Raw genomic sequence first — 21,218 nt, 5'->3', positions numbered from 1 at the left:
TGGGGCGCAACGGCGCCCCTTTCTCATGGTGGATGACATGCGTTTCAACTATTCCGATCTCACTCCCGACCTCATCATGGATGCGCTGGACCTCAGCGGTCTGCGGCTCGACTCGGGCCTCATCGAGCTCAACAGCTACGAAAACCGGGTTTATCAGTTCCAAGATGAGGATCGTCGCCGCTACGTGGTGAAGTTCTACCGTCCCGGCCGCTGGAGCCGGGCCCAGATCCTCGAGGAGCACGAGTTTGCCGCTCGCCTGTGCGAAGCGGAGATCCCGGTCGCCGCTCCGCTCGCCTTTGCCGGCGAGACCCTGCTGGAGCATCAGGGCTACCCCTTCGCCATCTGGCAGAGCGTGGGGGGACGCCAGTTCGAGGTAGACAACCTCGACCAGCTGGAGTGGGTGGGGCGCTACCTCGGCCGCATCCATCAGCTCGGTGCCAGCAAGCCGTTTCACCATCGCGTCCGGCTTGACGTGGAGACCATGCTGCACGAGCCGCGTCAGCTGCTGGCGTCCGGCGAGTGGCTGCCGAGCGGGCTGGCCAAGCAATTCTTCGGGGTGCTGGACGAGCTGATCAAGCACGTCGGCGACGCCATGACCCTGGATGTGGCACAGATCTCCCTGCATGGCGATTGCCATCCGGGCAACATACTGTGGCGCGACGGTCCCATGTTTGTCGATCTCGACGACTGCCGCACTGGCCCCGCCATCCAGGATCTCTGGATGATGCTGAACGGCGAGCGCAGCGAGCAGCAGATCCAGCTCGACACCCTGCTGGCGGGCTACGAGGAGTTCATGGAGTTCGACCCGCGCGAGCTGGCGCTCATCGAGCCGCTGCGGGCCATGCGCATCGTCCACTACATGGCCTGGCTGGCGCGACGCTGGGAGGATCCCGCCTTCCCCCGCCACTTCCCTTGGTTCAACACCGAGCACTACTGGCGCCAGCAGATCGCCACCCTGCACGATCAGCTGGAGGCGCTCAAGGCGCCGCCCCTGACCCTGATGCCGGGCTGGTGATGTGGCAGGTTGCCGGCCGCTCGCCATGTCTGCCGCAGACCCGCGGCAGGCTATCAAGGCGCTTGCGCTGACGCGGGCGCCGGGGAGAGAACTTGACGACCTGGTGCGCGAGGGATGGGACTCGCCCCCCTGCTTGATCATTGACTGTGCAGTGGTGACGCAATAGGCTTGGCACTGCTTCGGTTCGCCGGGCGTGCCTCACAGTGATCCCTTAACAGGAAACGTCATGAAAAAAATTCTGTTTTTCCTTGCTGCCATGCTGATGATGCCCATGGTTCACGCCGCCCCCGAATTCAAGGAAGGCGTCAACTATGATGTGGTCAAGCAGACCGGTAGCGCCCAGCCGGAAGTACTGGAGTTCTTCTCCTACTACTGCCCCCACTGCGCCAAGTTCGAGCCGATTGCCGAGGATCTGAAGAAGAACCTGCCGGAAGGCGTGCCGATGAAGAAGAACCCGGTGGCCTTCCTGGGCCGCGAAATGGGTCCGGAGATGCAGCGTGCCTACGCCGTTGCCAGCCTGCTGAACGTTGAAGGCAAGCTGACCCCAGCCATCTTCGACAAGATCCACACCCAGCGTCAGATCCCGCAGAGCCGCGCCGACGTGAAGCAGATCTTCGTGGACAACGGCGTACCGGCCGAAGAGTTCGACGGCGCCGTCGACAGCTTCGCCGTCTCCGGCATGGTCTCCCAGTTTGACCGCAACACCGAGAGCTACAACATCCGCGGTGTGCCGGCCTTCCTGGTCAACGGCAAGTACATGGTGAAAATCGAATCCATTACTTCCCAGGAGCAGTTCAACCAGCTGGTGAAATTCCTGCTGGCCAAGAAAGACTGACCTCGTCTGATCCCATGAAAAAAGCCCGCCGGTGCAAACCGGCGGGCTTTTTGTTTATCAGGAGCCTGCGTCAGATCTGGCAATCCCGCTGAGTGGGGGCCGGGCGCGGCAAGCGGGTGCGGCGGCTGATGGCCTCCGCCAACCAGACCAGCAACAGGATGGCCAGCAGCAGGGTGGCAGTCTGATCGTAACGGAACAGGCTCAGGGAGACATAGAGCTGCTGCCCCAGCCCGCCGGCGCCGACCACGCCGAGTATGGTGGCGGCCCTCAGGTTCATCTCGCCGCGATAGAGGCTATAGGCCAGCCACTGGCGCGTGACCAGGGGAAACAGCCCGTACCAGAAGCTGGCAATGGGCCCGGCCCCGCTCAGCTGCAGGGCGAGGCGGGGGGCAGGATCGGCGTTCTCCAGGGTCTCCACGAACAACCGCGCCAGCACCCCGGTGGTGTGCAGGGTCAGCGCCAGTATGCCCGCCACCGGCCCCAGCCCGACGGCGATCACCAGCAGGCTGGCGAAGATGAGCTCGGGCACCGAGCGCAGCAGGTTGAACAACAGCCGCAGTGGCCAGCAGTGGCGAGCGAGGCAGGCCAGCGGCAGGGCCAGCAGGGCGCTGAAGAGGGTACTCAGCAGCGCCATCTGCACCGTATCGAGCAGGCCGCTGGCCACCGCCTTGAGGAAGGGCCATGACCAGTCCGGTTGCAAGAACTCCCCCAGAAAGGCGCCCAGTCCCCCGAAGGAAAAGCTCAGCATGCGCCAGTCGAGCTGATAAAGGGCGAGAGCTGCGGCCAGTCCCAGGCAGATCAGCAACAGCAGGCCGGGGGAGCGGCTGTGGCGCAACCAGGCGCTGAGGCCATCCGCCAGGGTCACCAGCAGGATAAAGGCCAGCAGTAGGGTCACCACCTCGCCACCGGCAAACATGCGCAAGGAGAGTTCGAGCTGCTGGCCGAGCCCGCCGGCGCCGACGAAGCCCATGATGACGGAGGCGCGCAGGGCGCACTCCCAGCGGTAAACGGTGTAGGAGAGCAGCTCCTGGCGCACTGCGGGCAGCACACCGTACCAGAGAGCCTGCAGCCGGCCACTACCGCCCAGCAGCAGGGCGCGGGCCGGTTGCAGGGCGCCGCTCTCCATGATCTCGTTGTAAACCTTGGCCAGCATGCCGCCGTAACTGACCGCGATGGCCAGGATGGCGGCCAGCGGCCCGAGCCCGGACAGGCGCACGAACAGCAGCGCCCAGATGAGCTCGGGCAGGCTGCGCAGCACGATGGCGACGAGGCGCGAGAGGGCCCGCAAGGCGCTGCGTAGCGGGCTGGGCACCGGCCCCAGTTCGGCCAGCGAGAGGGCGCGTGAGCCGAGCAGGGCAAACGGCACGCCGAGCAGCAGGGCGCCCGCCAGTCCCAGAGTGGCGACCGCCAGGCTCTCCAGGGTCGCGGTCAGGGTCAGGGCGAGAAAGTCCCGATCAAAACGGGGTGGCCAGCTGGTGGCGAGGAAGTTACCCATCTGCCGCCAGCTCTGGCCGTCGAACAGGCCGAGCCAGCCGTCGGCCTGCTGCCACAGGCTGTAGCCGATGAGCAGCAACAGCCAGGGCAGGGGATGGCGCCAGCGGTGGGTCAGTTCAAACACGCAGCCGCCTCGTCATCACCGGCGTAGAGCTCGGCCAGCATGGCCGGCGTGACGGCCGTCGCCGGACAGTCGAACTGCACTCGCCCCTCGCGCAAGCCGATGATGCGAGGGAAACGGCCGAGCGCCAGCTCGACCGCATGCAGGTTGGCGATGAGTGTGCTGCCCCGGGCGCGGGCCTGGGCCAGCAGGGCATCCAGGCTGCTCTGGGCGAGCACGGGGTCGAGGGCGGAGACGGGCTCGTCGGCCAGGATCAGGTCCGGCTGCTGATAGAGCACCCGGGCGATGCCGACCCGCTGCAACTGGCCACCGGAGAGCTCGCCGCAGCGCTGTTGCCACTTGTCGGCAAGGCCGAGGCGGGCCAGTTCGGCCCGCGCCCCTGCTGGGTCGCAGGGGCGCAGCAGGGAGAGCAAGGAGCGGCCGAGGGACCACTGGCCGAGCCGACCGGCCAGCACGGCGGTCACCACCGGCTGGGAGGCGGGCAGCGGTGGTTGCTGCCAGACCATGCCGATCCGGCTGCGCAGCCGCTGGCGGTCCCGGGTGGAGAGGCTCCAGGGATCCTGCTCCCAGAGGGCGAGTCTGCCTTCACCACGCAGCTCGGTGCCGATCAGCCGCAGCAGACTGGTCTTGCCCGCGCCGCTCGGCCCTATGACTGCCACGCACTCGCCCGCGGCTATCTGCAGGTTGAACGGCTGCAGGATGCGACTCGGGCCGAGCTGCAATCCTTCCCCGTCCAGCGCGACGGCGATCACTTCAGCAGGCCGGCCTGGGTGGCGGCGGCTTCGATGCCCAGGTAGTTCTCGGGCTTGGTCTCGATGAAGCGGCTGGCGCGTTGCAGCTTGAGGATCTCGGCCTGGGCGGGCACCGCCGGATCCAGGCTGAGGAAGGCCTGCTTGATCTTCTCTTGCAGGGCCGGGTCCAGGCCGCCGCGCACGGTCCAGTTGTAGTCAAAGTAGGTCGGGGTGGTCCAGATCACCTTGACCTTGGCGGTGTCGACCTTGCCCTCTTCCACCAGTTTTTCCCACACGGAGGCGTTGAGCGCACCGGCCGGCACCTTGCCGGAGGCGACCCAGGCGACGGTGGCGTCGTGGGCGCCGGAGAAGGCGACGTGGGCGAAGTCACGCTCCGGGTTGATGCCCTGCTCGGCCAGGAAGTGGCGTGGCATCAGGTGACCGGAGGTGGAGGAGGGGGAGCCGAACGCAAAGTCCTTGCCCCTGGTGTCGGCCAGGGTCTTGATGCCGCTGTCGGCATTGGCGATGAACTTGGAGGTGAACTGGGCATCCTCCTGGCGTTGTACCAGGGGCACCACCTTGTCGGCGCGGCGATGGGCCTGCACATAGGTGAAGCCACCGAGCCAGGCCATGTCCAGCTTGCCGGCGGCCAGCGCCTCGACCACGGCGGCGTAGTCGTTGACCGGCACGAACACCACCTCGCGGCCGGTCTTCTCGGCCAGGTAGTCACCCAGCGGGGCAAACTTGCGTTGCAGCTCGGTGGGGGCCTCGTCCGGGATGGCGGAGACCCGCAGCGGTTCGGCGGCGATGGCGCTCAGGCTGGTGAACAGGGTGGTGAGGGCGAATATCCATTTGCGGGTCATGGTGCATTCCTTGGTGGGCTGTCGTTCGGGCAATAGAAAGGCCCGACACCAGTCGGACCTGACGAGGAGAGAATGGTAGGGGGCCACTGGCCACTGGCGCAAGATGCGCCCCCAAAAATAGGCGTTAGACCCCGACGTGGAAGGCCTGCTTGAGGTTGCGGATGAAGTCCGCGTCCCGGCACAGGGTCTTGCCCGGGCTGTCGGAGATCTTGGCGACCGGGCCGCCGTTGCACTCCATCAGCTTGAAGACGATGTTCATCGGGCTGACGCCGGGCAGATCGCAGGTGAGCTTAGTGCCGATGCCGAAGCTGGTGTTGATGCGGCCGCGGAAGTGGCGCAGCAGCTCGACGGCCTTGTCGAGATTGAGGCCATCGGAGAAGACCAGCGTCTTCTCGGTGGGGTCGATGCCGAGCCGCTGATAGTGGCTGATGGCCTTCTCGCCCCACACCACGGGATCGCCGGAGTCGTGACGCAACCCCTGATAGCGGCTGGCCAGCTCGAAGTCGAAGTCGCGCAGGAAGGCATCCATGGTGATGCAGTCGGTGAGCGCGATGCCGAGGTGGTTGGTGAATTCATCCAGCCAGCTGGTGAGGGCGGCACGCTGGCTGTGCTCGAGCGGGAAGCCGAGCTGCTGATGGGCCTGGAACCACTCGTGAGCCTGGGTGCCCACCGCCGGCAGGCCGTACTTCTGGGCCAACAGGTAGTTGCTGGTGCCGCGAAACGCCGGCAGCCGCTCCTGAAGGCGGCCCACCACCGCATCCTGTACCGCGAGGGAGAAGCGGCGGCGGGTGCCAAAGTCGATGAGGTTGAACTCGCTCATCTCTTCCCGGCTCAGCTCCCGCTCCAGCTTGTCGAGCTTCTGATCGAGCCGCTCCAGCGCCTGGCTGACGCCAAACTGGGGGTAGCGGAAGCGGTTGCGCATCTCGCTGATGATGGCGAGCACCGGGATCTCCCACAGGATCACGTCCTGCCAGGGGCCCTCGACCCGCACGTTGATGCGACCATCCTGTTCGAACACCTTGAGCAGGGAGGCATCCAGCGGTTTGCGGCGCAGGTGGTCGAGGTAGTCAGGGGTAAAGAAGGGGCGCTCCGCCAGGAAGTTGAGCTCGGGCCGGGTCAGCCGCAGGGAGCCGGCGAGGCGCAGCTGCTCCTCAATCTGACCCATCATGGGCAGCAGATCTTCCTCGTTGCGGCTGTGGAACTCGGCCACCACCTCGGCATCCGGATAGCGATGGAACACCGCCTGCTGCATGTGCAGCTTGTAAGCATCTGTATCGAGCAGGCTGTTGAGTATGGGTGGCATATCAGACTCCCCGCAGGCGGGTGAACGCAAGAGCGCTCCCCTGCCGCTTTTGTAGATTGCAGACGCCGGTATCGGGCAGGCTGTTGAGAATAGGAGGCATATCAGGCGTCCAGCAGGCGTTGTACATCGGCAAGGGTCTGGGCCAGTTCGGCGCCGGCCTCGATCATCTGGGTGTGGGCCTGAGCGACCGTTTCGGGGGCGATGCCACGGCAGGCATCGAGGTGGACGATCACCCGGAAACCGGCGCGGCGCAGCTGCAGCACGCTGGTCTTGACGCAGTAGTCGGTGGCGAGGCCGCCGGCCAGTACGGTCGTGACGCCGCGGGCTTGCAGAAACTCGATGAGCCCTGTGCTGCGGCGCTCGGCCAGATCGTGGAAGCAGGTGCCGTAGGGGTGCAGATCCGGCTCGACCCCCTTCCAGACGAAGAAGTCGTAATCGACCGGGGCCGGCAGGCCGTCGAGCAGTTCGAAGCCGCGGGTGCCCGGTACGCAGTGCACCGGCCAGGTGAGGTCGGCGTTGGGCAGATCCAGCGGCAGCAGCATGCCGGCAGGGTCGCTGACGGCCCAGGCGGCGTTGGCCGGGTGTGAATCCTTGCTGCCGACCCGCAGGCTGGCGAGGGTGGCCTGAGCGTTGAGCGCAGCCACAATATCATCCCCGCCCGCGACGGGCAGTTCGTTCGGGCAGAGGGGGGTAAACCCCTTCTGCGCATCAATATCCAGGCTGGCGACGGTTCCCATTGAGTGGCTCCTGCACATACTATTCGTGTGATATTATCTACCAAACATTAATCGAAGGCGAGCAGGGCGATCGGCATGTTGAGAATGAGTCTGGATATGGTGGTGCTGCGGTTGAACGAGGAGCGGCTCGAGCTGCTGCTGGAGACCCGCGATCGCCCGCCCTTTGCCCACTGCTGGCAACTGCCGGCCCTGCGCATCGACGAGACCCGGGATCGGGATCTGGACGCGGCTCGCCATCGCCTGCTGACCGAATGGGGGCTGGGCCATTGCTACAGCGAGCAGGTCTGCACCCTGGGCAACCTGGAGCGGGATCCCCGTGGCTGGTCCACCACCCTGGTCTACCTCTGTCTGGTGGATCCCGAGGTGGAGGTTCTCCACGGCTGTTGGCACCCGCTTGCCGCCCTGCCGGGGCTCAGCCTCGCCTTCGACCACACCCAGCTGATCGCCAGAGGGCTGGAGCGACTGCGCATCAAGAGCCGTTACAGCACCCTGCCGCTGCAACTGCTGGGGGCCGAGTTCACCCTCTCCGAGGTGCAGCGGGCCTTCGAAATCATCCTGCAGACCCCGATGAACACGGCCGCCTTTCGCAAGCGCATCCATCGCGCCGATATCCTGGTGGACACCGGCCGCAAGCGCACCGGCAAGCAGCGTCCCGCCATCCTCTACCGGCTGGAGAGCCCCTGCTGCGTGATGTTCGATCAGGTGATGCACGGAGCGGAAGCATGAAGGATGTCGGCGTGCACAAGGTATTGGTAAGCGCCTGTCTGCTGGGACCATGTTCGTTGTGCTACGAGGGCCCTGGTTTTAGCCAGCGGGGGAGCAAAGCATGAGTGAGACCAGCGTGCACAAGGTACTGGTGAGCGCCTGCTTGCTGGGTCAGCCGGTGCGCTACGACGGTCAGAGCAAGGGCATCGTCAGCGACTGGCTGCAAACGCTGGGGGCTGAAGGGCGGGCATTGGCCTTCTGTCCCGAGGTGGCGGGCGGTCTGCCGACGCCGCGCCCCCCAGCCGAGCGGCAAGGGGAGCGAGTGATGACCGCAAGCGGGCTGGATGTGACGGCGGAGTTTGCCCGTGGCGCCGCGCTGGCGCTGGCGACTTGTCGGCAGCAGGGCATTCGCTTCGCTCTGCTCAAGGAGGGGAGCCCCTCCTGTGGCAGCGGCCGCATCTACAACGGCCGCTTCGAGGGGCAGTCCGTGGCGGGCGAGGGCATGACCACTGCCCTGCTGCGCCGCCACGGCATCGCCGTGTTCAGCGAGGATCAGCTGCCCGAGCTGGCCTCGGTGCTCGCCTCGGCTGCCTGCGGCTCGGTCTGAGCCGCCGCATCGGCCGCCTGCCACTGCGCCAGCACGGCGTCCTTCTCCTGCCAGCGCTGGTTCAGCCACTCCTGGAAGCCGCGCTTGAACTGCTTGTCATTGAAGTAATCCCCCACCAGCTGCTCGTCCACCGGCAGCTCCTCGATCCGCACCCGGATGCGCTTCATCCGCCCCATCAGGAAGTCCTTGAAGGGGGTCTCGACGTTGTCCGGATAGCTGATGGTGACGTTGATCAGGCTGTCGAACTGCTCCCCCATGGCCGCCAGGGTGAAGGCCAGCCCCGCCGCCTTGGGCGGCATCAGATGCTGGTATCGGGAGCGGGAGGCATCGCGCTTCGCCTCGGTGAAGCGGGTCCCCTCCACGAAGTTGATGACGGTGGTGGGGATGTGGCGAAACTGCTCGCAGGCGTTGCGGGTGGTCTCGATATCCTTGCCCCGCAGATGCGGGTTGCGCAGCAAGAACTCCCGCGAGTAGCGACGCATAAAGGGCATGTCCAGCCCCCAGCAGGCCAGTCCCAGCAGCGGTATGTAGATGAGCTCGTGCTTCATGAAGAACTTGGGGACCGGCAGCCGGTCGCGAAACAGGTGGCCGAGCACGACGATGTCGGTCCAGCTCATGTGGTTGCTGATGATGAGATACCAGCCATCCTTGCGCAGCCGGGTGTCGTCCTCCACCTGCCAGTCGATGCGGGTGGTGAGGCGGATCACCAGGGCGTTGCAGGCCAGCCACAGCCGCATGAAGCGATTGTTGAGCCGGCTGCAGGCACGGGCCAGGGGTGGAACGGGCAGCAGTTTGACCAGCGACACCAGCAGGATCAGGCTGGCGCACAGGGCGGTAAACAGTATGGTCAGGCTGGCGCTGATGAGCAGCACCAGCGGACCCGGGAGCAGGCTTAGCATGGTGTAGTTTGGGGCGTCTTGTCTGCCAGCAGCTGGTTCAGAGTCTGGTCCTTCTCGTGCCAGATCCCGTTCAACCACTGCTGAAACTCTTGTTGGAACTCGGGGTCATTGAAGTAATCCCCCACCAGATTGCGTTCGATCGGCAGAAAGCGGACCCGAACCTTGATCTCCTTGACCCGACCGCACATGAAGTCCCAGTAGCTGGGGATGCCGCCCGGATAGGCGATGGTCACATCCACCAGCTTGTGCAGCTGATCGCCCATGGCTGCCAGAGTGAAGGCAATGCCGCCAGCTCTCGGGTGCAGCAGGTGGCGATAGGGCGCTGCCTGTTTGTCGTGCTTGCGGGCGGTGAAGCGGGTGCCCTCCACGAAGTTCATCACGCTCACCGGCATGTGGCGGTACTTGGCACAGGCCTTGCGCGTGGTCTCTATGTCTTTTCCCTTCAAATGGGGCTTCTTTTCCAGCAGTTTGCGGGAATATCGCTGCATGAAGGGGAAGTCCAGCGCCCACCAGGCCAGACCGAGGAAAGGTACCCAAATCAGTTCTTTCTTGAGGAAAAACTTCAGGAAGGGGATTTTTTGATTAAAAACCCGCTGCAGTACCAGTATGTCGACCCAGGATTGATGGTTGGCAATCACCATATACCACTCATTCCGGTGCCCTTTGTCCACTCCGACCACATCGAAAGGGGTTCTGATGATGGTTTTCTGGATCAGGTTGTTGAAACCGATCCAGCAGCCGGCGCTGCCATCCAGCAGGGCATTGCAGAAGGTGCGCCAGCCCTTGAGGGGCAGCACCAGCTTGAGCAGGCCCAGCGAGAGGATCGGGATAAACCAGAACAGGGTGTTGAGAAAATAGAGCAGGGTCGAGAGGCTGCCGCGCAGTCGCTCAATCAGCTTGTTGGGCATGGGTCGGGTCCGTCTTGCTGTCGATAAAGGGCCATCAAGTGGTCAGATCTGTGGCCATAATATCAGCCGATGGCCCGCGAGACCATGCAGGGCCGTCAGGTGCGCTTGCGACCCATCAGCCGCTGCGCAGTCGTGACAGCAGCCGATCCATGGCCCGATAGCCGAGCGCCTCGATCAGGTGCTCTCTTTCGATGGCGGCGTGCCCCGCCAGATCGGCGATGGTGCGCGATACCCGCAGGATGCGGTGCCAGGCCCGGATGCTGAGCCCCAGTTTCTGGATGGCGTTCTCCAGAAACTCGGCATCCTGCGGCGATAAGCGGCAAATTTCTTCGATTTCGCGGCTATCAAGCAAATTGTTGAGCTTGCCGTTGCGGCTCAGCATGCGCTCCCGTGCCCCCAGCACCCGTTCGCGGATCTGTTGGCTCGACTCCCCCCGCTCGGCTTTGCCGGTCAGGCTGCCCTTGGGCAGCAGCGGTACTTCCACCGTCAAGTCGAAGCGGTCGAGAAAGGGGCCGGAGAGCTTGCCAAGGTAGCGCAGGATCTGATCCGGGCTGGAGCGGGTCTGGCCATCGCCGTAGTGGCCGCAAGGGCTGGGGTTCATGGCGCCGACCAGCTGGAAGCGGGCGGGAAAATCCACCTGACGGGCGGCCCGGCTGATGGTGATGTGGCCGGTCTCCAGCGGCTCGCGCAGGGAGTCGAGCACCTTGCGCTCGAACTCCGGCAGTTCATCCAGAAACAGCACCCCGTTGTGGGCCAGGGATATTTCACCGGGCCGCGGGTGGCTGCCACCACCCACCAGCGCCACTGCCGAGGCGCTGTGGTGCGGCGTGCGATAGGGTCTGTGGTGCCAGTGACCGGCTCGAGGGGTGAGGCCGCCGATGGAGTGGATGGCGGCGGTCTGCTGCGCCTCCTGTTCGCTGAGCGGTGGCAGAATGCCGGGCAGGCGGCTGGCCAGCATGCTCTTGCCGGTGCCGGGCGGGCCGATGAACAGCAGGTTGTGGCTGCCGGCGGCGGCGATCTCCAGCGCCCGCTTGGCCTGGGATTGGCCGATCACATCCTGCAGATCCGGCACATCGGGCAGGGCCTCCGTGGTCTGGGGATCCGGCAGCGGCAGCTCGTATTGACCCGCCAGCCAGGCGGTGACGGCCAGCAACTGATGGGCGGTGCGTACCTCGGCGTCCTGGATCAGCGAGGCCTCGGGGCCGTTCTCCCGCGGTACCAGCAAGGTGCGCCCGGCATCCCGGCAGGCGAGCACTGCGGGCAGCACGCCGAGCACGGGGCGGATCTCGCCGGTCAGGGCCAGCTCGCCTAAAAATTCGTGATCAAGCAGGTATTTTGCGGGTATCTGCTTGGAAGCGGCAAGAATACCGATGGCGATGGCAAGATCGAAACGGCCCCCCTCCTTGGGCAGATCGGCGGGGGCCAGATTGACCGTGATGTGCTTGCTCGGGAACTCGAAATTGCCATTGAGCAGGGCGCTGCGCACCCGATCCCGCGACTCCTTCACCGAGGTTTCCGGCAGGCCCACCATGTTGAAGGCGGGCAGACCGTTGGAGAGGTGCACTTCCACCGTGACTTGCGGGGCCGCTATTCCCAGGCTGGCACGGCTATAAACCACAGCTAATGACATAAATCCCGTCCTTGGTTTGATGTATATGCTGGTTAACCGTTTTTTATTAGTTTTTTGTTCCAACTGACGCGATTGGACTCAGTGAAAATCAGAGTCTTGTCAGGCAAAAAACGCTTGCCCAATAAAATCCACCGTGCTAGTTCTAATAGCCATTCGCGGTAAAAACCGCCCAATTTCACAGGATTTCCGGTTGTAACTATGAACATGGCCTCCCGTTTCGTCAGCATTATTGTGGTCCTAGTGGTGATTATTATCTCACCGCTCGGGGCTCGTTTAGCTGCACGGAACAAGGGATAGACCCACCACCGGACAGAACGAAACAAGCGACCCCCGAGCCTCACGGCCCGGGGGTTTTTTTTCGACCAAAGGACAGGATTTTCCAGATGAACGGCGCGCAGTTTTTGGTACAGGCTCTCAAGAAACAGGGTGTGACCCAGGTGTTTGGTTACCCGGGCGGGGCCATCATGCCGGTCTACGATGCCCTGTATGACGGCGGTCTGGCGCACCAGCTCTGCCGCCACGAGCAGGGGGCCGCCATGGCGGCGGTGGGTTATGCCCGCGCCTCCGGTCAGGTGGGGGTTTGCATCGCCACCTCGGGTCCGGGCGCCACCAACCTGGTGACCGGCCTCGCGGAGGCGCTGCTCGACTCGGTGCCGCTGGTGGCCATCAGCGGTCAGGTGCCCTGCGCCGCCGTCGGGACCGATGCGTTCCAGGAAGTGGACGTGCTCGGCATGTCTCTCTCCTGCACCAAGCACTCCTTTATGGTGACGGATGTGGCGGATTTGCCTCAGGTGATTGCCGAGGCCTTCGCCATCGCCAGTGAAGGGCGCCCCGGCCCCGTGCTGATCGACCTGCCCAAGGACGTGCAACTGGCCAATGTTCAACTGACCAAAGCGCCGGCCCAGAGTCTGCTGTTTGCGGTGGCGGAGCCCGAGCATCTCAATCCGGCCGAGCTGACGGCCGCTCGCACCCTGCTTGCTGCTGCCGAGCGTCCGGTGCTCTACGTCGGTGGCGGGGTGGGGATGGCCAACGCCGAGCAGCAGCTGCGCAACTTTGCCGCCGCCACTGGCATGCCTGCGGTCACCACCCTCAAGGGGATAGGGGCGCTCGATCCCGACAGCCCCGTTTATCTGGGCATGCTCGGCATGCATGGCACCAAGGCCGCCAACTATGCGGTGCAGCAGTGCGACCTGCTGCTGGTGGTGGGCGCCCGTTTCGATGATCGGGTGACTGGCAAGCTGGAGGAGTTCGCCCCCGAGGCCAAGGTGATCCATCTGGATGTGGACGCCGCCGAGTTTGGCAAGCGCCGCGCCGCCGAAGTGGGCATCACTCAGGATCTCAAACAGGTGTTGCCGCGTCTCGCCATGTCCCTCTCCATCGACCCATGGCGTGAGCACTGCGCGAACATGGCCCGCGAGTACGCCTTTCGTTACGACCATCCCGGCCAGCCCATTTATGCCCCGGCACTGCTCAAGCAGCTTTCTGCCAGGTTGCCGGAGAGCAGCGTGGTGGCCTGCGACGTGGGTCAGCACCAGATGTGGGTGGCCCAGCACATGCGCTTCACCAGCCCGCGCAACCACCTCTCCAGCGCCGGTCTCGGCACCATGGGCTTCGGCCTGCCCGCCGCCATCGGCGCCAAGATGTCGCGCCCCGAAGATGAGGTGGTGCTGGTGAGCGGCGACGGCTCTTTCATGATGAACGTGCAGGAGCTTGGCACCATCCGCCGGGCCCAGCTCAAGGTGAAGATGGTGCTGCTGGACAACCAGCGCCTCGGCATGGTGCGCCAGTGGCAGGAGCTGTTCTTCGACGGCCGCTACAGCGAGACCATCCTCTCCGACAATCCCGATTTCGTCGCCCTGGCCGCCGCCTTCGGCATTCCGGGCGAGACCATCACATGCAAGGAGGAGATAGCCCCGGCCCTCGACCGTCTGCTGGCGAGTGAGAGCGCCTATCTGCTGCATGTGGCCATTTCAGAGGAAGAAAACGTCTGGCCCCTGGTTCCGCCAGGAGTCGCCAACCACCAAATGATGGAGCAACGCCCATGAGTCAGTTCAATACCTTGCAAATCCATGCCCAGCCCAGACCCGAAGTGATGGAGCGGGTGCTGCGGGTGGTGCGTCACCGCGGTTTCAACCTCTGCGCCCTCAACATGGAGCAGGATTGCCAACAACTGCGGATCACGGTTACTGTCGAGTCGGTGCGTCCCATCCAGCAGTTGTGGAGCCAGCTGGTGAAGCTGGTGGACGTCTCCCGGGTCGATGCACTGGAACAGCAACCCCGGATCAGAGCTTAAGGAGCCAAGCCAATGTCACAGCCTTCCCAATCCGCCACTCATCCCCAATACATCTGGTTCAACGGCAAACTGGTGCCCTGGCAGGATGCCCAGGTGCACGTGATGAGCCACGCCCTGCACTATGGCTCCTCGGTCTTCGAAGGGGTGCGTGCCTATGACACCCCCAAGGGGACCTGCATCTTCCGCCTGCAGGAGCACACCCGCCGCCTGTTCGACTCCGCCAAGATCTACTGGATGGAGGTCCCCTACAACGAGGCCGAGATCAACGAGGCCTGCCGCACCGTGGTGCGCGAGAACGGCCTGAAAAGCGGCTACCTGCGCCCGCTGGCTTTCATCGGTAACGTGGGCCTTGGCCTGCATCCTCCCAAGGATGCCAAGGCCGACGTGATCGTTGCGGCCATTCCCTGGGGCGCCTATCTCGGCGAAGAGGGGTTGAAGAACGGGGTGGATGTGTGCGTCACCTCCTGGAACCGGCTCGCCCCCAACACCATTCCCACCGGCGCCAAGGCGGGTGGCAACTATCTCTCCTCCCAGCTGATCAGTCGCGAGGCCAAGCGCAACGGCTTCGCCGAGGGGCTGGCGCTGGACGTGAACGGTTACCTGAGCGAAGGGGCGGGGGAGAACCTGTTCCTGGTGAAGAACGGCGTGCTGTTCACCCCGCCCGCTACCGCCGCCATCCTGCCCGGTATCACCCGCGACACCATCATGACGCTGGCCCGCGATCTGGGTTACGAGGTGCGCGAGCAGGCGCTGCCCCGTGAGGCCCTGTATGTCGCAGACGAGATCTTCATGACCGGCACGGCGGCCGAGGTGACCCCGGTGCGCTCCGTCGATCGGATGCAGGTGGGTGCCGGTTGCCGCGGTCCGGTGACCGAGCAACTGCAGAACGCCTTCTTCGGCCTGTTCAACGGCCAGACCGAAGACAAGTGGGGCTGGTTGACCCCGGTGGCTGACTGACAAATGAGGGGAGGCGATGTGCCTCCCCGAGTCGCTTCCGGTGAGGGCACTGCGCGGTGCCCTCACCAGGATCGATTCCCGATCCGAGAGTCACTTTTTCATTTCCAAAGATAATGAGCCCGCTGGGCATTCAGGGAGTAGAGACAATGCCGAAGTTGAGATCCGCCACCACCACCCACGGACGTAACATGGCCGGGGCCCGCGCCCTCTGGCGTGCCACCGGCATGACCGATCAGGATTTCGGCAAGCCCATCATCGCCGTGGTCAACTCCTTCACCCAGTTCGTGCCGGGCCACGTCCACCTCAAGGATCTGGGCCAGCTGGTGGCGCGAGAGATCGAAGCCGCCGGCGGGGTGGCCAAGGAGTTCAACACCATCGCCGTGGATGACGGCATCGCCATGGGCCACGGTGGCATGCTCTACTCCCTGCCATCGCGCGAGCTTATCGCCGACTCGGTGGAGTATATGGTCAACGCCCACTGCGCAGACGCCATGGTCTGCATCTCCAACTGCGACAAGATCACCCCGGGGATGCTGATGGCCGCCCTGCGCATCAACATCCCGGTGATCTTCGTCTCCGGCGGCCCGATGGAAGCGGGCAAGACCAAGCTCTCCGACCAGATCATCAAGCTGGATCTGGTGGACGCCATGATCCAGGGCGCCGACCCCAAGGTTTCAGACGCCCAGAGCGAACAGGTGGAGCGCAGTGCCTGCCCCACCTGCGGCTCCTGCTCCGGCATGTTCACCGCCAACTCCATGAACTGTCTGACCGAGGCGCTGGGTCTCTCCCAACCGGGCAACGGCTCGCTGCTGGCGACCCACAGCGATCGCGAGCAGCTGTTCAAGCTGGCGGGCCAGCGCATCGTGACCCTGGCCAAGCGTTGGTATGAGCAGGAGGATGCGTCGGCTCTGCCGCGCAACATCGCCACCAAGGCGGCGTTTGAGAATGCCATGGCGCTCGACATCGCCATGGGCGGCTCCACCAATACCGTGCTGCACCTGCTGGCGGCAGCCCAGGAGGCGGGCGTCGACTTCACCATGGCCGACATCGACCGCATGTCGCGCAAGGTGCCCCAGCTGTGCAAGGTGGCGCCCTCTACCCAGAAATATCACATGGAAGACGTGCACCGCGCCGGTGGCGTCATCGCCATCCTGGGCCAGCTGGAGAAAGCGGGTCTGGTGCACGGGGACGCCCGCAACGTGCTGGGCACCTCGCTGGTGGAGCTGCTGGCCGAGTATGACGTCAGCCGCCAGCCCAGTCAGGAGGTGGTGGACTTCTACCGCGCCGGCCCGGCCGGCATCCGCACCACCAAGGCGTTCAGCCAGGATTGCCGCTGGCCGGAGCTGGATCTGGACCGCACCGAGGGCTGCATCCGTTCGCTGGACAACGCCTACTGCCTGGAGGGCGGCCTCGCCGTGCTCGCCGGCAACCTGGCGCTTAACGGCGCCATCGTCAAGACCGCCGGGGTGGACGAGGAGAACCTCACCTTCCGTGGCCCGGCCCGGGTATTCGAGAGCCAGGACACGGCGGTCGCCGGTATCCTGGATGGCACAGTCCAGGCAGGTGAAGTAGTGGTGATCCGCTACGAGGGTCCGAAAGGGGGCCCCGGCATGCAGGAGATGCTCTACCCCACCACTTATCTGAAATCCATGGGCCTCGGCAAGGCGTGTGCGCTGATCACCGACGGCCGCTTCTCCGGCGGCACCTCGGGTCTCTCCATCGGTCACGTCTCGCCGGAGGCGGCCTCTGGCGGCACCATAGGTCTGGTGGAGGATGGCGACATCATCAACATCGACATCCCGGCCCGCAGCATGGTGCTGGAGGTGGCCGACAGCGTGCTGGCCGCCCGCCGCGTCGCCGTCGAGGCCCGTGGCTGGAAGCCGCTCGATCGCCAGCGTCAGGTCTCCTTTGCCCTGCGCGCCTATGCCATGTTCGCCACCAGTGCCGACAAGGGTGCGGTGCGCGATCGCACCCTGTTGGGGGAATAAAGATGAATTCCAATATGAACTATGAGCAGTCGACCCGATTGGTCGGTCTTTGTGCCGACAAAGGGTTGATGTGGCGCGATCGCTCGATGCTGGGGGAATAAGTCATGGTCTCTGCGGCGGATTATCTACGCAAGGTGTTGCTCTCCCCCGTCTACGAGGCGGCGCGGGTCACCCCTTTGCAAACCCTGAAGAAACTCTCCGAGCGGCTCGGCAACCACGTCAGTCTGAAGCGGGAGGATCTGCAACCGGTTCACTCTTTCAAGTTGCGCGGCGCCTACCACAAGATTGCCACCCTGACCCAGGAGCAGAAGGAGCGCGGCGTCATCGCCGCCTCTGCCGGCAACCACGCCCAGGGGGTCGCCCTGTCGGCCGCCAGGCTCGGTATCAAGGCGATCATAGTGATGCCCAAGACCACGCCGGACATCAAGATCGATGCGGTGCGCCGCCAGGGCGGCAACGTGCTGCTGTTCGGCAACAGCTTCGACGAGGCTTACGGCGAGAGCCGCCGTCTCGCCGAGTTGGAGGGCTACACCCTGATCCCGCCGTTTGACGACGTCGAGGTGATCGCCGGGCAGGGCACCATCGGCAAGGAGCTGCTGGAGCAGGACACCCATCTCACCCACGTCTTCGTGCCGGTGGGGGGCGGCGGGCTGGCCGCCGGGGTGGCGGTCTACATCAAACAGCTGCTGCCGGATGTGAAGGTGATCGGGGTGGAGGCGGAGGGCTCCGCCTGCCTCAAGGCTGCGCTGGCGGCCGGCGAGCCGGTCAATCTGGAGCGAGTCTCGCTGTTTGCGGACGGGGTGGCGGTCAAGCGCATCGGCGAGGAGACCTTCCGCCTGTGCAACCAGTATCTGGACGAGGTGGTGACCGTCTCCAACGACCAGATCTGCGCCGCGCTCAAAGACATCTTCGACGACTGCCGCGCCATTGCCGAGCCGTCGGGCGCCCTGTCACTGGCCGGCCTCAAGGCCTACAGCGAGCGGGAGCAGGTCAAGGGTGGCCGGATGGCGGCCATTCTGTCCGGTGCCAACGTCAACTTCCACAGCCTGCGCTACGTGTCGGAGCGCTGCGAGATCGGCGAGAAGCGCGAGGGCATGCTGGCGGTGACCATCCCCGAGCGCAAAGGGGCCTTCCTCGACTTCTGCCGTCAGCTCGGGCCCCGCATGGTGACCGAGTTCAACTACCGTTACGCCGATGCCGAGCAGGCCTCGCTGTTCGTCTCGGTGCGCCTCAGCGGCGGTGACGAGGAGCTGGGCCAGATCATCGATCAGCTCGGCGGCAACGGCTATCCGGTGGTCAACATGACCGAGAGCGAGCTGGCCAAGAACCACGTGCGTTACATGATTGGCGGCCGCCCGGCCCGGCCCCTCGGTGAACGTCTCTACAGCTTCAAGTTTCCGGAGCAACCTGGCGCTTTGATGCGCTTTCTGGAGACCTTGGGCTGTCGCTGGAACATCAGCCTGTTCCACTACCGCAACCACGGTGCCGACTACGGCCGGGTGCTGTGCGCCTTCGAGCTGCCGGACGAGGACGTGGCCGCCTTCCACGACTACCTGCACGAGATTGGCTACGGCTGGAAAGAGGTGAGCGACGACCCCGCCTACCGGCTGTTTCTGGCCAGCTAGGCGCGCTGCAAGCAGCAAGAGGGAGGCCATCGGCCTCCCTTTTTCATGGTGCTGCCGGCGCACCCGTGGATACACCTGCATGGGGCGTTTTGCGGTCGGGAATGCCGAGCGCTTCACACTCTTGAGTCCCAAGTCATTTGAGGCTGACAACAGATGGGATAACCTGATGGGCGGGGCCGGGTTTGCCCCATCAGGGAAGAGAGGCGCAAGAGCGCCCATCACGACTCATTGCAGAGGCTTTTACCATGAACAAATCGATACTTGCCGTGCTGGTCAGCGGCCTGCTCGTCAGCGGGGGCGTGCAGGCTGCCGCTCAGGACAACACCTGGTATGTCGGCGGCAAGGCCGGCTGGTCCAAGTTCTTCGACGTGGATCAGAAGCAGGTCGTCTCCGACACCCTGGGGGCGTTGCAAAACACCAGCACCAGCAAGGATACGCTCGGGCTGGGCGCTTTTGCCGGCTATCAGCTCAACCCCAACCTGGGCTTCGAATTCGGCTATGACTGGTTCGGCAAGTACACCTCGTCCGGCGAATTGAGCGGGGTGAGGGTGGAAGGGGAAGCCAAGAGCCAGATGATCCAGACCACCATGAAGATAGGGTTCCCGGTCAACGATGCGCTGGATCTCTATGGCCGGATCGGCGGTGGCTACGCCTGGACCAACAGCGAACTGTCGGCCCAGACGGCCACTGACTTCATCAAGGATACCGGCAACAAGCATGGCGCCGTGTTCGTCGGGGCGCTGGGGGCCGAATACGCCATCGACCGTGACTGGGCCGCCCGCCTCGAATACCAGTACACCACCCCGCTCGGGGATACCTCCCTCGATCGTTCCGGCATCGAGATGGACAACGGCCTGCTGGCCTTCGCCATGCTCTATCGCTTCGGTCAGCAGGGCGGCGAAGTGGCGACGCCCGCACCGGCCCCGGCAGCGGCGCCTGCTCCCGCCGTGGTGGTGGTGCCCAAAACCTTCAGCCTGAGCTCGGACGTGCTGTTCGAGTTCAACAAGGCGACCCTGAAGCCGGCTGCCAGCCAGGCGCTGGACAACCTGTTCAGCCAGATAGTGGCGGCCAATCCGAAAGACGGGGTGGCAACCGTGATCGGCCACACCGATCGCATCGGCTCTGACGCCTACAACCAGGCGCTCTCCGAGCAGCGCGCCCGCAGCGTGGCAGACTATCTGATTGCGAAGGGGCTGTTTGCCGACAAGGTGCGGGTCGAGGGGCGCGGCAAGTCCTCTCCGATCACCGGCAACAACTGCAGCAGCGGCTCCAAACCGGCGCTGATCGCCTGTCTGGCACCGGATCGACGGGTGGAAGTGCGACTGGAGGGGGTCTCCCAGCAGGCGCAATGACCAGGGTATCTGCATGAACGACGAGGGAGGCCCAGGCCTCCCTCGTCTGTTTAGCCGGTACCAAGCCGTCGCTGCCATTTGACCCGCTGGAAGCCGTAACCCAGCAGGATCAGCAGCAGGGCGCCGGGCAGTACCGTGTGCCACAGAAAGGGCCACTGTTGCCCCGTCATCAACACCAGCAGGGGATTGGCGCCGGCGGGTGGGTGGATCAGATCGAGCCCCTGCATCAGCGCGATGGCCAGCCCCACGCCCAGGGCCAGTTGCAGCTCCAGCGGCAGGGGCAGCTCCTGTACCAGCAAGCCGACGGTGGCCGTCAGCAGATGGCCGCCGAGCACATTCCACGGCCGTGCCAGCGGGCTCGCCGGCAGGGAAAACAGCAACACGCAGCTGGCCCCGAAGGGCGCCATGATCAGGGCGGTATGCCAGCTGATGTTCAACCAGCCCAGCACACCTATCGCCAGTGCCGCACCCACTCCTGCCCACAAGGGGCCATACCATCTCGTCATCACGGTTTCCTTCTTGGTTTGTCAGCCGTGATTAGGCACATTAGGTAGACAGATCGGTGTACTTCAAGGGGAAAAACACGATGAGCGAAAAACGGCAGCAGCTGATGGAGACGGCCTACCGTCTGTTCAACCGCCATGGCTTTCACGCCACCGGCATCGACCGCATCTGGGCGGAGGCCGGCAGCACCAAACGCACCCTCTACCGCCATTTTCCCACCAAGGATGCTCTGATCGAGGAGGTGCTGCAGTCCCGCGAGCGGGAGTTCTTCGCCCTGCTGGAAGCGCGCCTGCAGGGGCAGGAAGGGCGGGAGAGCCGGCTGCATGCCCTGTTCGACGGTTTCGGGGAGTGGTTTGGCCGCAGCGACTTCTATGGCTGCAACTTCATCAACGCCAGCGCCGAGTTTGCCGATCCCCGTCACCCGGTTCGCAAGCTGGTGGTCGCGCACAAGCAGGCGCTGCTGGACTGGGTCAGCACCAGGCTCGACTGCCACGAGAGGCAAGCCACCGGCATCTGCCTGTTGCTGGAGGGGGCCGTGGTGATGGCACACAGCTATCAGCAACCGCTGGCGCTGGTGCAGGCAAGGTCGTTGGCATTGGCGCTGTTATGCGCCGACGGCGAGGCGTCTGCCGGCTGATATAGCCAATCGGT

20 protein-coding genes are annotated in these 21,218 nt (G+C 64.6%); 11 read left to right on the top strand and 9 right to left on the bottom strand.

Annotation, left to right across the window (positions count from 1 at the left end; all coding sequences use genetic code 11):
* Nucleotides 1-25: 25 nt before the first annotated feature.
* Together AB5Y81_RS17685 and AB5Y81_RS17680 are read left to right on the top strand one after the other, a co-directional pair.
* A complete protein-coding gene (locus tag AB5Y81_RS17685; protein WP_029306114.1) occupies nucleotides 26-1,015 on the top strand; it encodes a serine/threonine protein kinase in 990 nt (329 codons plus the stop codon).
* Between the two features lie 226 nt (nucleotides 1,016-1,241).
* Nucleotides 1,242-1,850 (top strand): thiol:disulfide interchange protein DsbA/DsbL, encoded by a 609-nt coding sequence (locus AB5Y81_RS17680; protein WP_005306845.1) that lies wholly within the window; start codon nucleotides 1,242-1,244, stop codon nucleotides 1,848-1,850.
* A 70-nt stretch (nucleotides 1,851-1,920) separates the two neighbouring features.
* Here AB5Y81_RS17680 and phnE read toward each other — a convergent pair whose 3' ends face one another.
* From phnE to AB5Y81_RS17655, 5 genes are all read right to left on the bottom strand, one after another.
* Nucleotides 1,921-3,468 carry a phosphonate ABC transporter, permease protein PhnE gene (gene phnE / locus AB5Y81_RS17675; RefSeq protein WP_279485118.1) on the bottom strand — a complete coding sequence of 516 codons (1,548 nt, stop codon included), beginning with the start codon at nucleotides 3,466-3,468 and terminating at the stop codon, nucleotides 1,921-1,923.
* The gene (locus tag AB5Y81_RS17670; protein WP_279485119.1) at nucleotides 3,456-4,217 is read right to left on the bottom strand and encodes a phosphonate ABC transporter ATP-binding protein; all 762 of its coding nucleotides are present in this window, start codon (nucleotides 4,215-4,217) and stop codon (nucleotides 3,456-3,458) included. Before AB5Y81_RS17670 ends, phnE begins: the two co-directional genes overlap by 13 nt.
* Complete coding sequence (locus tag AB5Y81_RS17665; protein ID WP_054543734.1) at nucleotides 4,214-5,059, bottom strand: putative selenate ABC transporter substrate-binding protein; 846 nt, start codon at nucleotides 5,057-5,059, stop codon at nucleotides 4,214-4,216. Before AB5Y81_RS17665 ends, AB5Y81_RS17670 begins: the two co-directional genes overlap by 4 nt.
* Before the next feature lie 124 nt (nucleotides 5,060-5,183).
* On the bottom strand, nucleotides 5,184-6,362 hold the full coding sequence (gene pncB / locus AB5Y81_RS17660; RefSeq protein ID WP_017787023.1) for a nicotinate phosphoribosyltransferase: 1,179 nt from the start codon (nucleotides 6,360-6,362) through the stop codon (nucleotides 5,184-5,186).
* Nucleotides 6,363-6,463: 101 nt separating this feature from the next.
* Nucleotides 6,464-7,099 (bottom strand): nicotinamidase, encoded by a 636-nt coding sequence (locus AB5Y81_RS17655; RefSeq protein ID WP_017764914.1) that lies wholly within the window; start codon nucleotides 7,097-7,099, stop codon nucleotides 6,464-6,466.
* 75 nt (nucleotides 7,100-7,174) lie between these two features.
* Between AB5Y81_RS17655 and AB5Y81_RS17650 the strand changes: the two genes are divergently transcribed.
* Complete coding sequence (locus tag AB5Y81_RS17650) at nucleotides 7,175-7,825, top strand: DNA mismatch repair protein MutT (protein WP_005306829.1); 651 nt, start codon at nucleotides 7,175-7,177, stop codon at nucleotides 7,823-7,825.
* A gap of 100 nt (nucleotides 7,826-7,925) precedes the next feature.
* Nucleotides 7,926-8,411, top strand: coding sequence for a DUF523 domain-containing protein (locus tag AB5Y81_RS17645; RefSeq protein ID WP_279485121.1), 486 nt, complete (start codon nucleotides 7,926-7,928; stop codon nucleotides 8,409-8,411).
* Here the strand turns inward: AB5Y81_RS17645 and AB5Y81_RS17640 are convergent.
* From AB5Y81_RS17640 to AB5Y81_RS17630, 3 genes are all read right to left on the bottom strand, one after another.
* Nucleotides 8,357-9,310 carry an acyltransferase gene (locus AB5Y81_RS17640; protein ID WP_024942650.1) on the bottom strand — a complete coding sequence of 318 codons (954 nt, stop codon included), beginning with the start codon at nucleotides 9,308-9,310 and terminating at the stop codon, nucleotides 8,357-8,359. The genes AB5Y81_RS17645 and AB5Y81_RS17640 overlap by 55 nt on opposite strands.
* Nucleotides 9,304-10,218, bottom strand: a complete 915-nt coding sequence (locus tag AB5Y81_RS17635) for an acyltransferase (protein ID WP_017787026.1) — start codon at nucleotides 10,216-10,218, stop codon at nucleotides 9,304-9,306. Before AB5Y81_RS17635 ends, AB5Y81_RS17640 begins: the two co-directional genes overlap by 7 nt.
* Before the next feature lie 115 nt (nucleotides 10,219-10,333).
* Complete coding sequence (locus AB5Y81_RS17630) at nucleotides 10,334-11,848, bottom strand: YifB family Mg chelatase-like AAA ATPase (protein ID WP_010635710.1); 1,515 nt, start codon at nucleotides 11,846-11,848, stop codon at nucleotides 10,334-10,336.
* A 383-nt stretch (nucleotides 11,849-12,231) separates the two neighbouring features.
* Here AB5Y81_RS17630 and ilvG point away from each other — a divergent pair, with 383 nt between their 5' ends.
* The 6 genes from ilvG (at nucleotide 12,232) to ompA (ending at nucleotide 20,063) form a co-directional block, all read left to right on the top strand.
* Nucleotides 12,232-13,893, top strand: a complete 1,662-nt coding sequence (gene ilvG, locus AB5Y81_RS17625; protein WP_279485122.1) for an acetolactate synthase 2 catalytic subunit — start codon at nucleotides 12,232-12,234, stop codon at nucleotides 13,891-13,893.
* A complete protein-coding gene (ilvM, locus tag AB5Y81_RS17620; RefSeq protein WP_005306810.1) occupies nucleotides 13,890-14,141 on the top strand; it encodes an acetolactate synthase 2 small subunit in 252 nt (83 codons plus the stop codon). Before ilvG ends, ilvM begins: the two co-directional genes overlap by 4 nt.
* A 12-nt stretch (nucleotides 14,142-14,153) precedes the next feature.
* Entirely contained in the window at nucleotides 14,154-15,098 is a 945-nt protein-coding gene (locus AB5Y81_RS17615) for a branched-chain amino acid transaminase (RefSeq protein WP_010635712.1), read from the top strand.
* Nucleotides 15,099-15,244: 146 nt separating this feature from the next.
* On the top strand, nucleotides 15,245-17,086 hold the full coding sequence (gene ilvD, locus AB5Y81_RS17610) for a dihydroxy-acid dehydratase (protein WP_279485123.1): 1,842 nt from the start codon (nucleotides 15,245-15,247) through the stop codon (nucleotides 17,084-17,086).
* 104 nt (nucleotides 17,087-17,190) lie between these two features.
* Nucleotides 17,191-18,711 carry a threonine ammonia-lyase, biosynthetic gene (gene ilvA, locus AB5Y81_RS17605; RefSeq protein WP_017781280.1) on the top strand — a complete coding sequence of 507 codons (1,521 nt, stop codon included), beginning with the start codon at nucleotides 17,191-17,193 and terminating at the stop codon, nucleotides 18,709-18,711.
* A 245-nt stretch (nucleotides 18,712-18,956) separates the two neighbouring features.
* On the top strand, nucleotides 18,957-20,063 hold the full coding sequence (gene ompA, locus AB5Y81_RS17600) for a porin OmpA (protein ID WP_279485124.1): 1,107 nt from the start codon (nucleotides 18,957-18,959) through the stop codon (nucleotides 20,061-20,063).
* A gap of 50 nt (nucleotides 20,064-20,113) precedes the next feature.
* Here the strand turns inward: ompA and AB5Y81_RS17595 are convergent, their stop codons facing one another.
* Nucleotides 20,114-20,512 (bottom strand): HPP family protein, encoded by a 399-nt coding sequence (locus AB5Y81_RS17595; RefSeq protein ID WP_185450496.1) that lies wholly within the window; start codon nucleotides 20,510-20,512, stop codon nucleotides 20,114-20,116.
* Between the two features lie 137 nt (nucleotides 20,513-20,649).
* Here AB5Y81_RS17595 and AB5Y81_RS17590 point away from each other — a divergent pair, with 137 nt between their 5' ends.
* Nucleotides 20,650-21,204 carry a TetR/AcrR family transcriptional regulator gene (locus tag AB5Y81_RS17590; protein ID WP_017781277.1) on the top strand — a complete coding sequence of 185 codons (555 nt, stop codon included), beginning with the start codon at nucleotides 20,650-20,652 and terminating at the stop codon, nucleotides 21,202-21,204.
* The last annotated feature ends 14 nt before the right edge of the window (nucleotides 21,205-21,218 follow it).

It is taken from the genome of Aeromonas sp. s2 (assembly GCF_040907935.1).
Lineage (GTDB): Bacteria > Pseudomonadota > Gammaproteobacteria > Enterobacterales > Aeromonadaceae > Aeromonas > Aeromonas dhakensis.
Note: the sequence above shows the minus strand (reverse complement) of the source record. Positions and strands in the feature narration are given on the sequence as shown.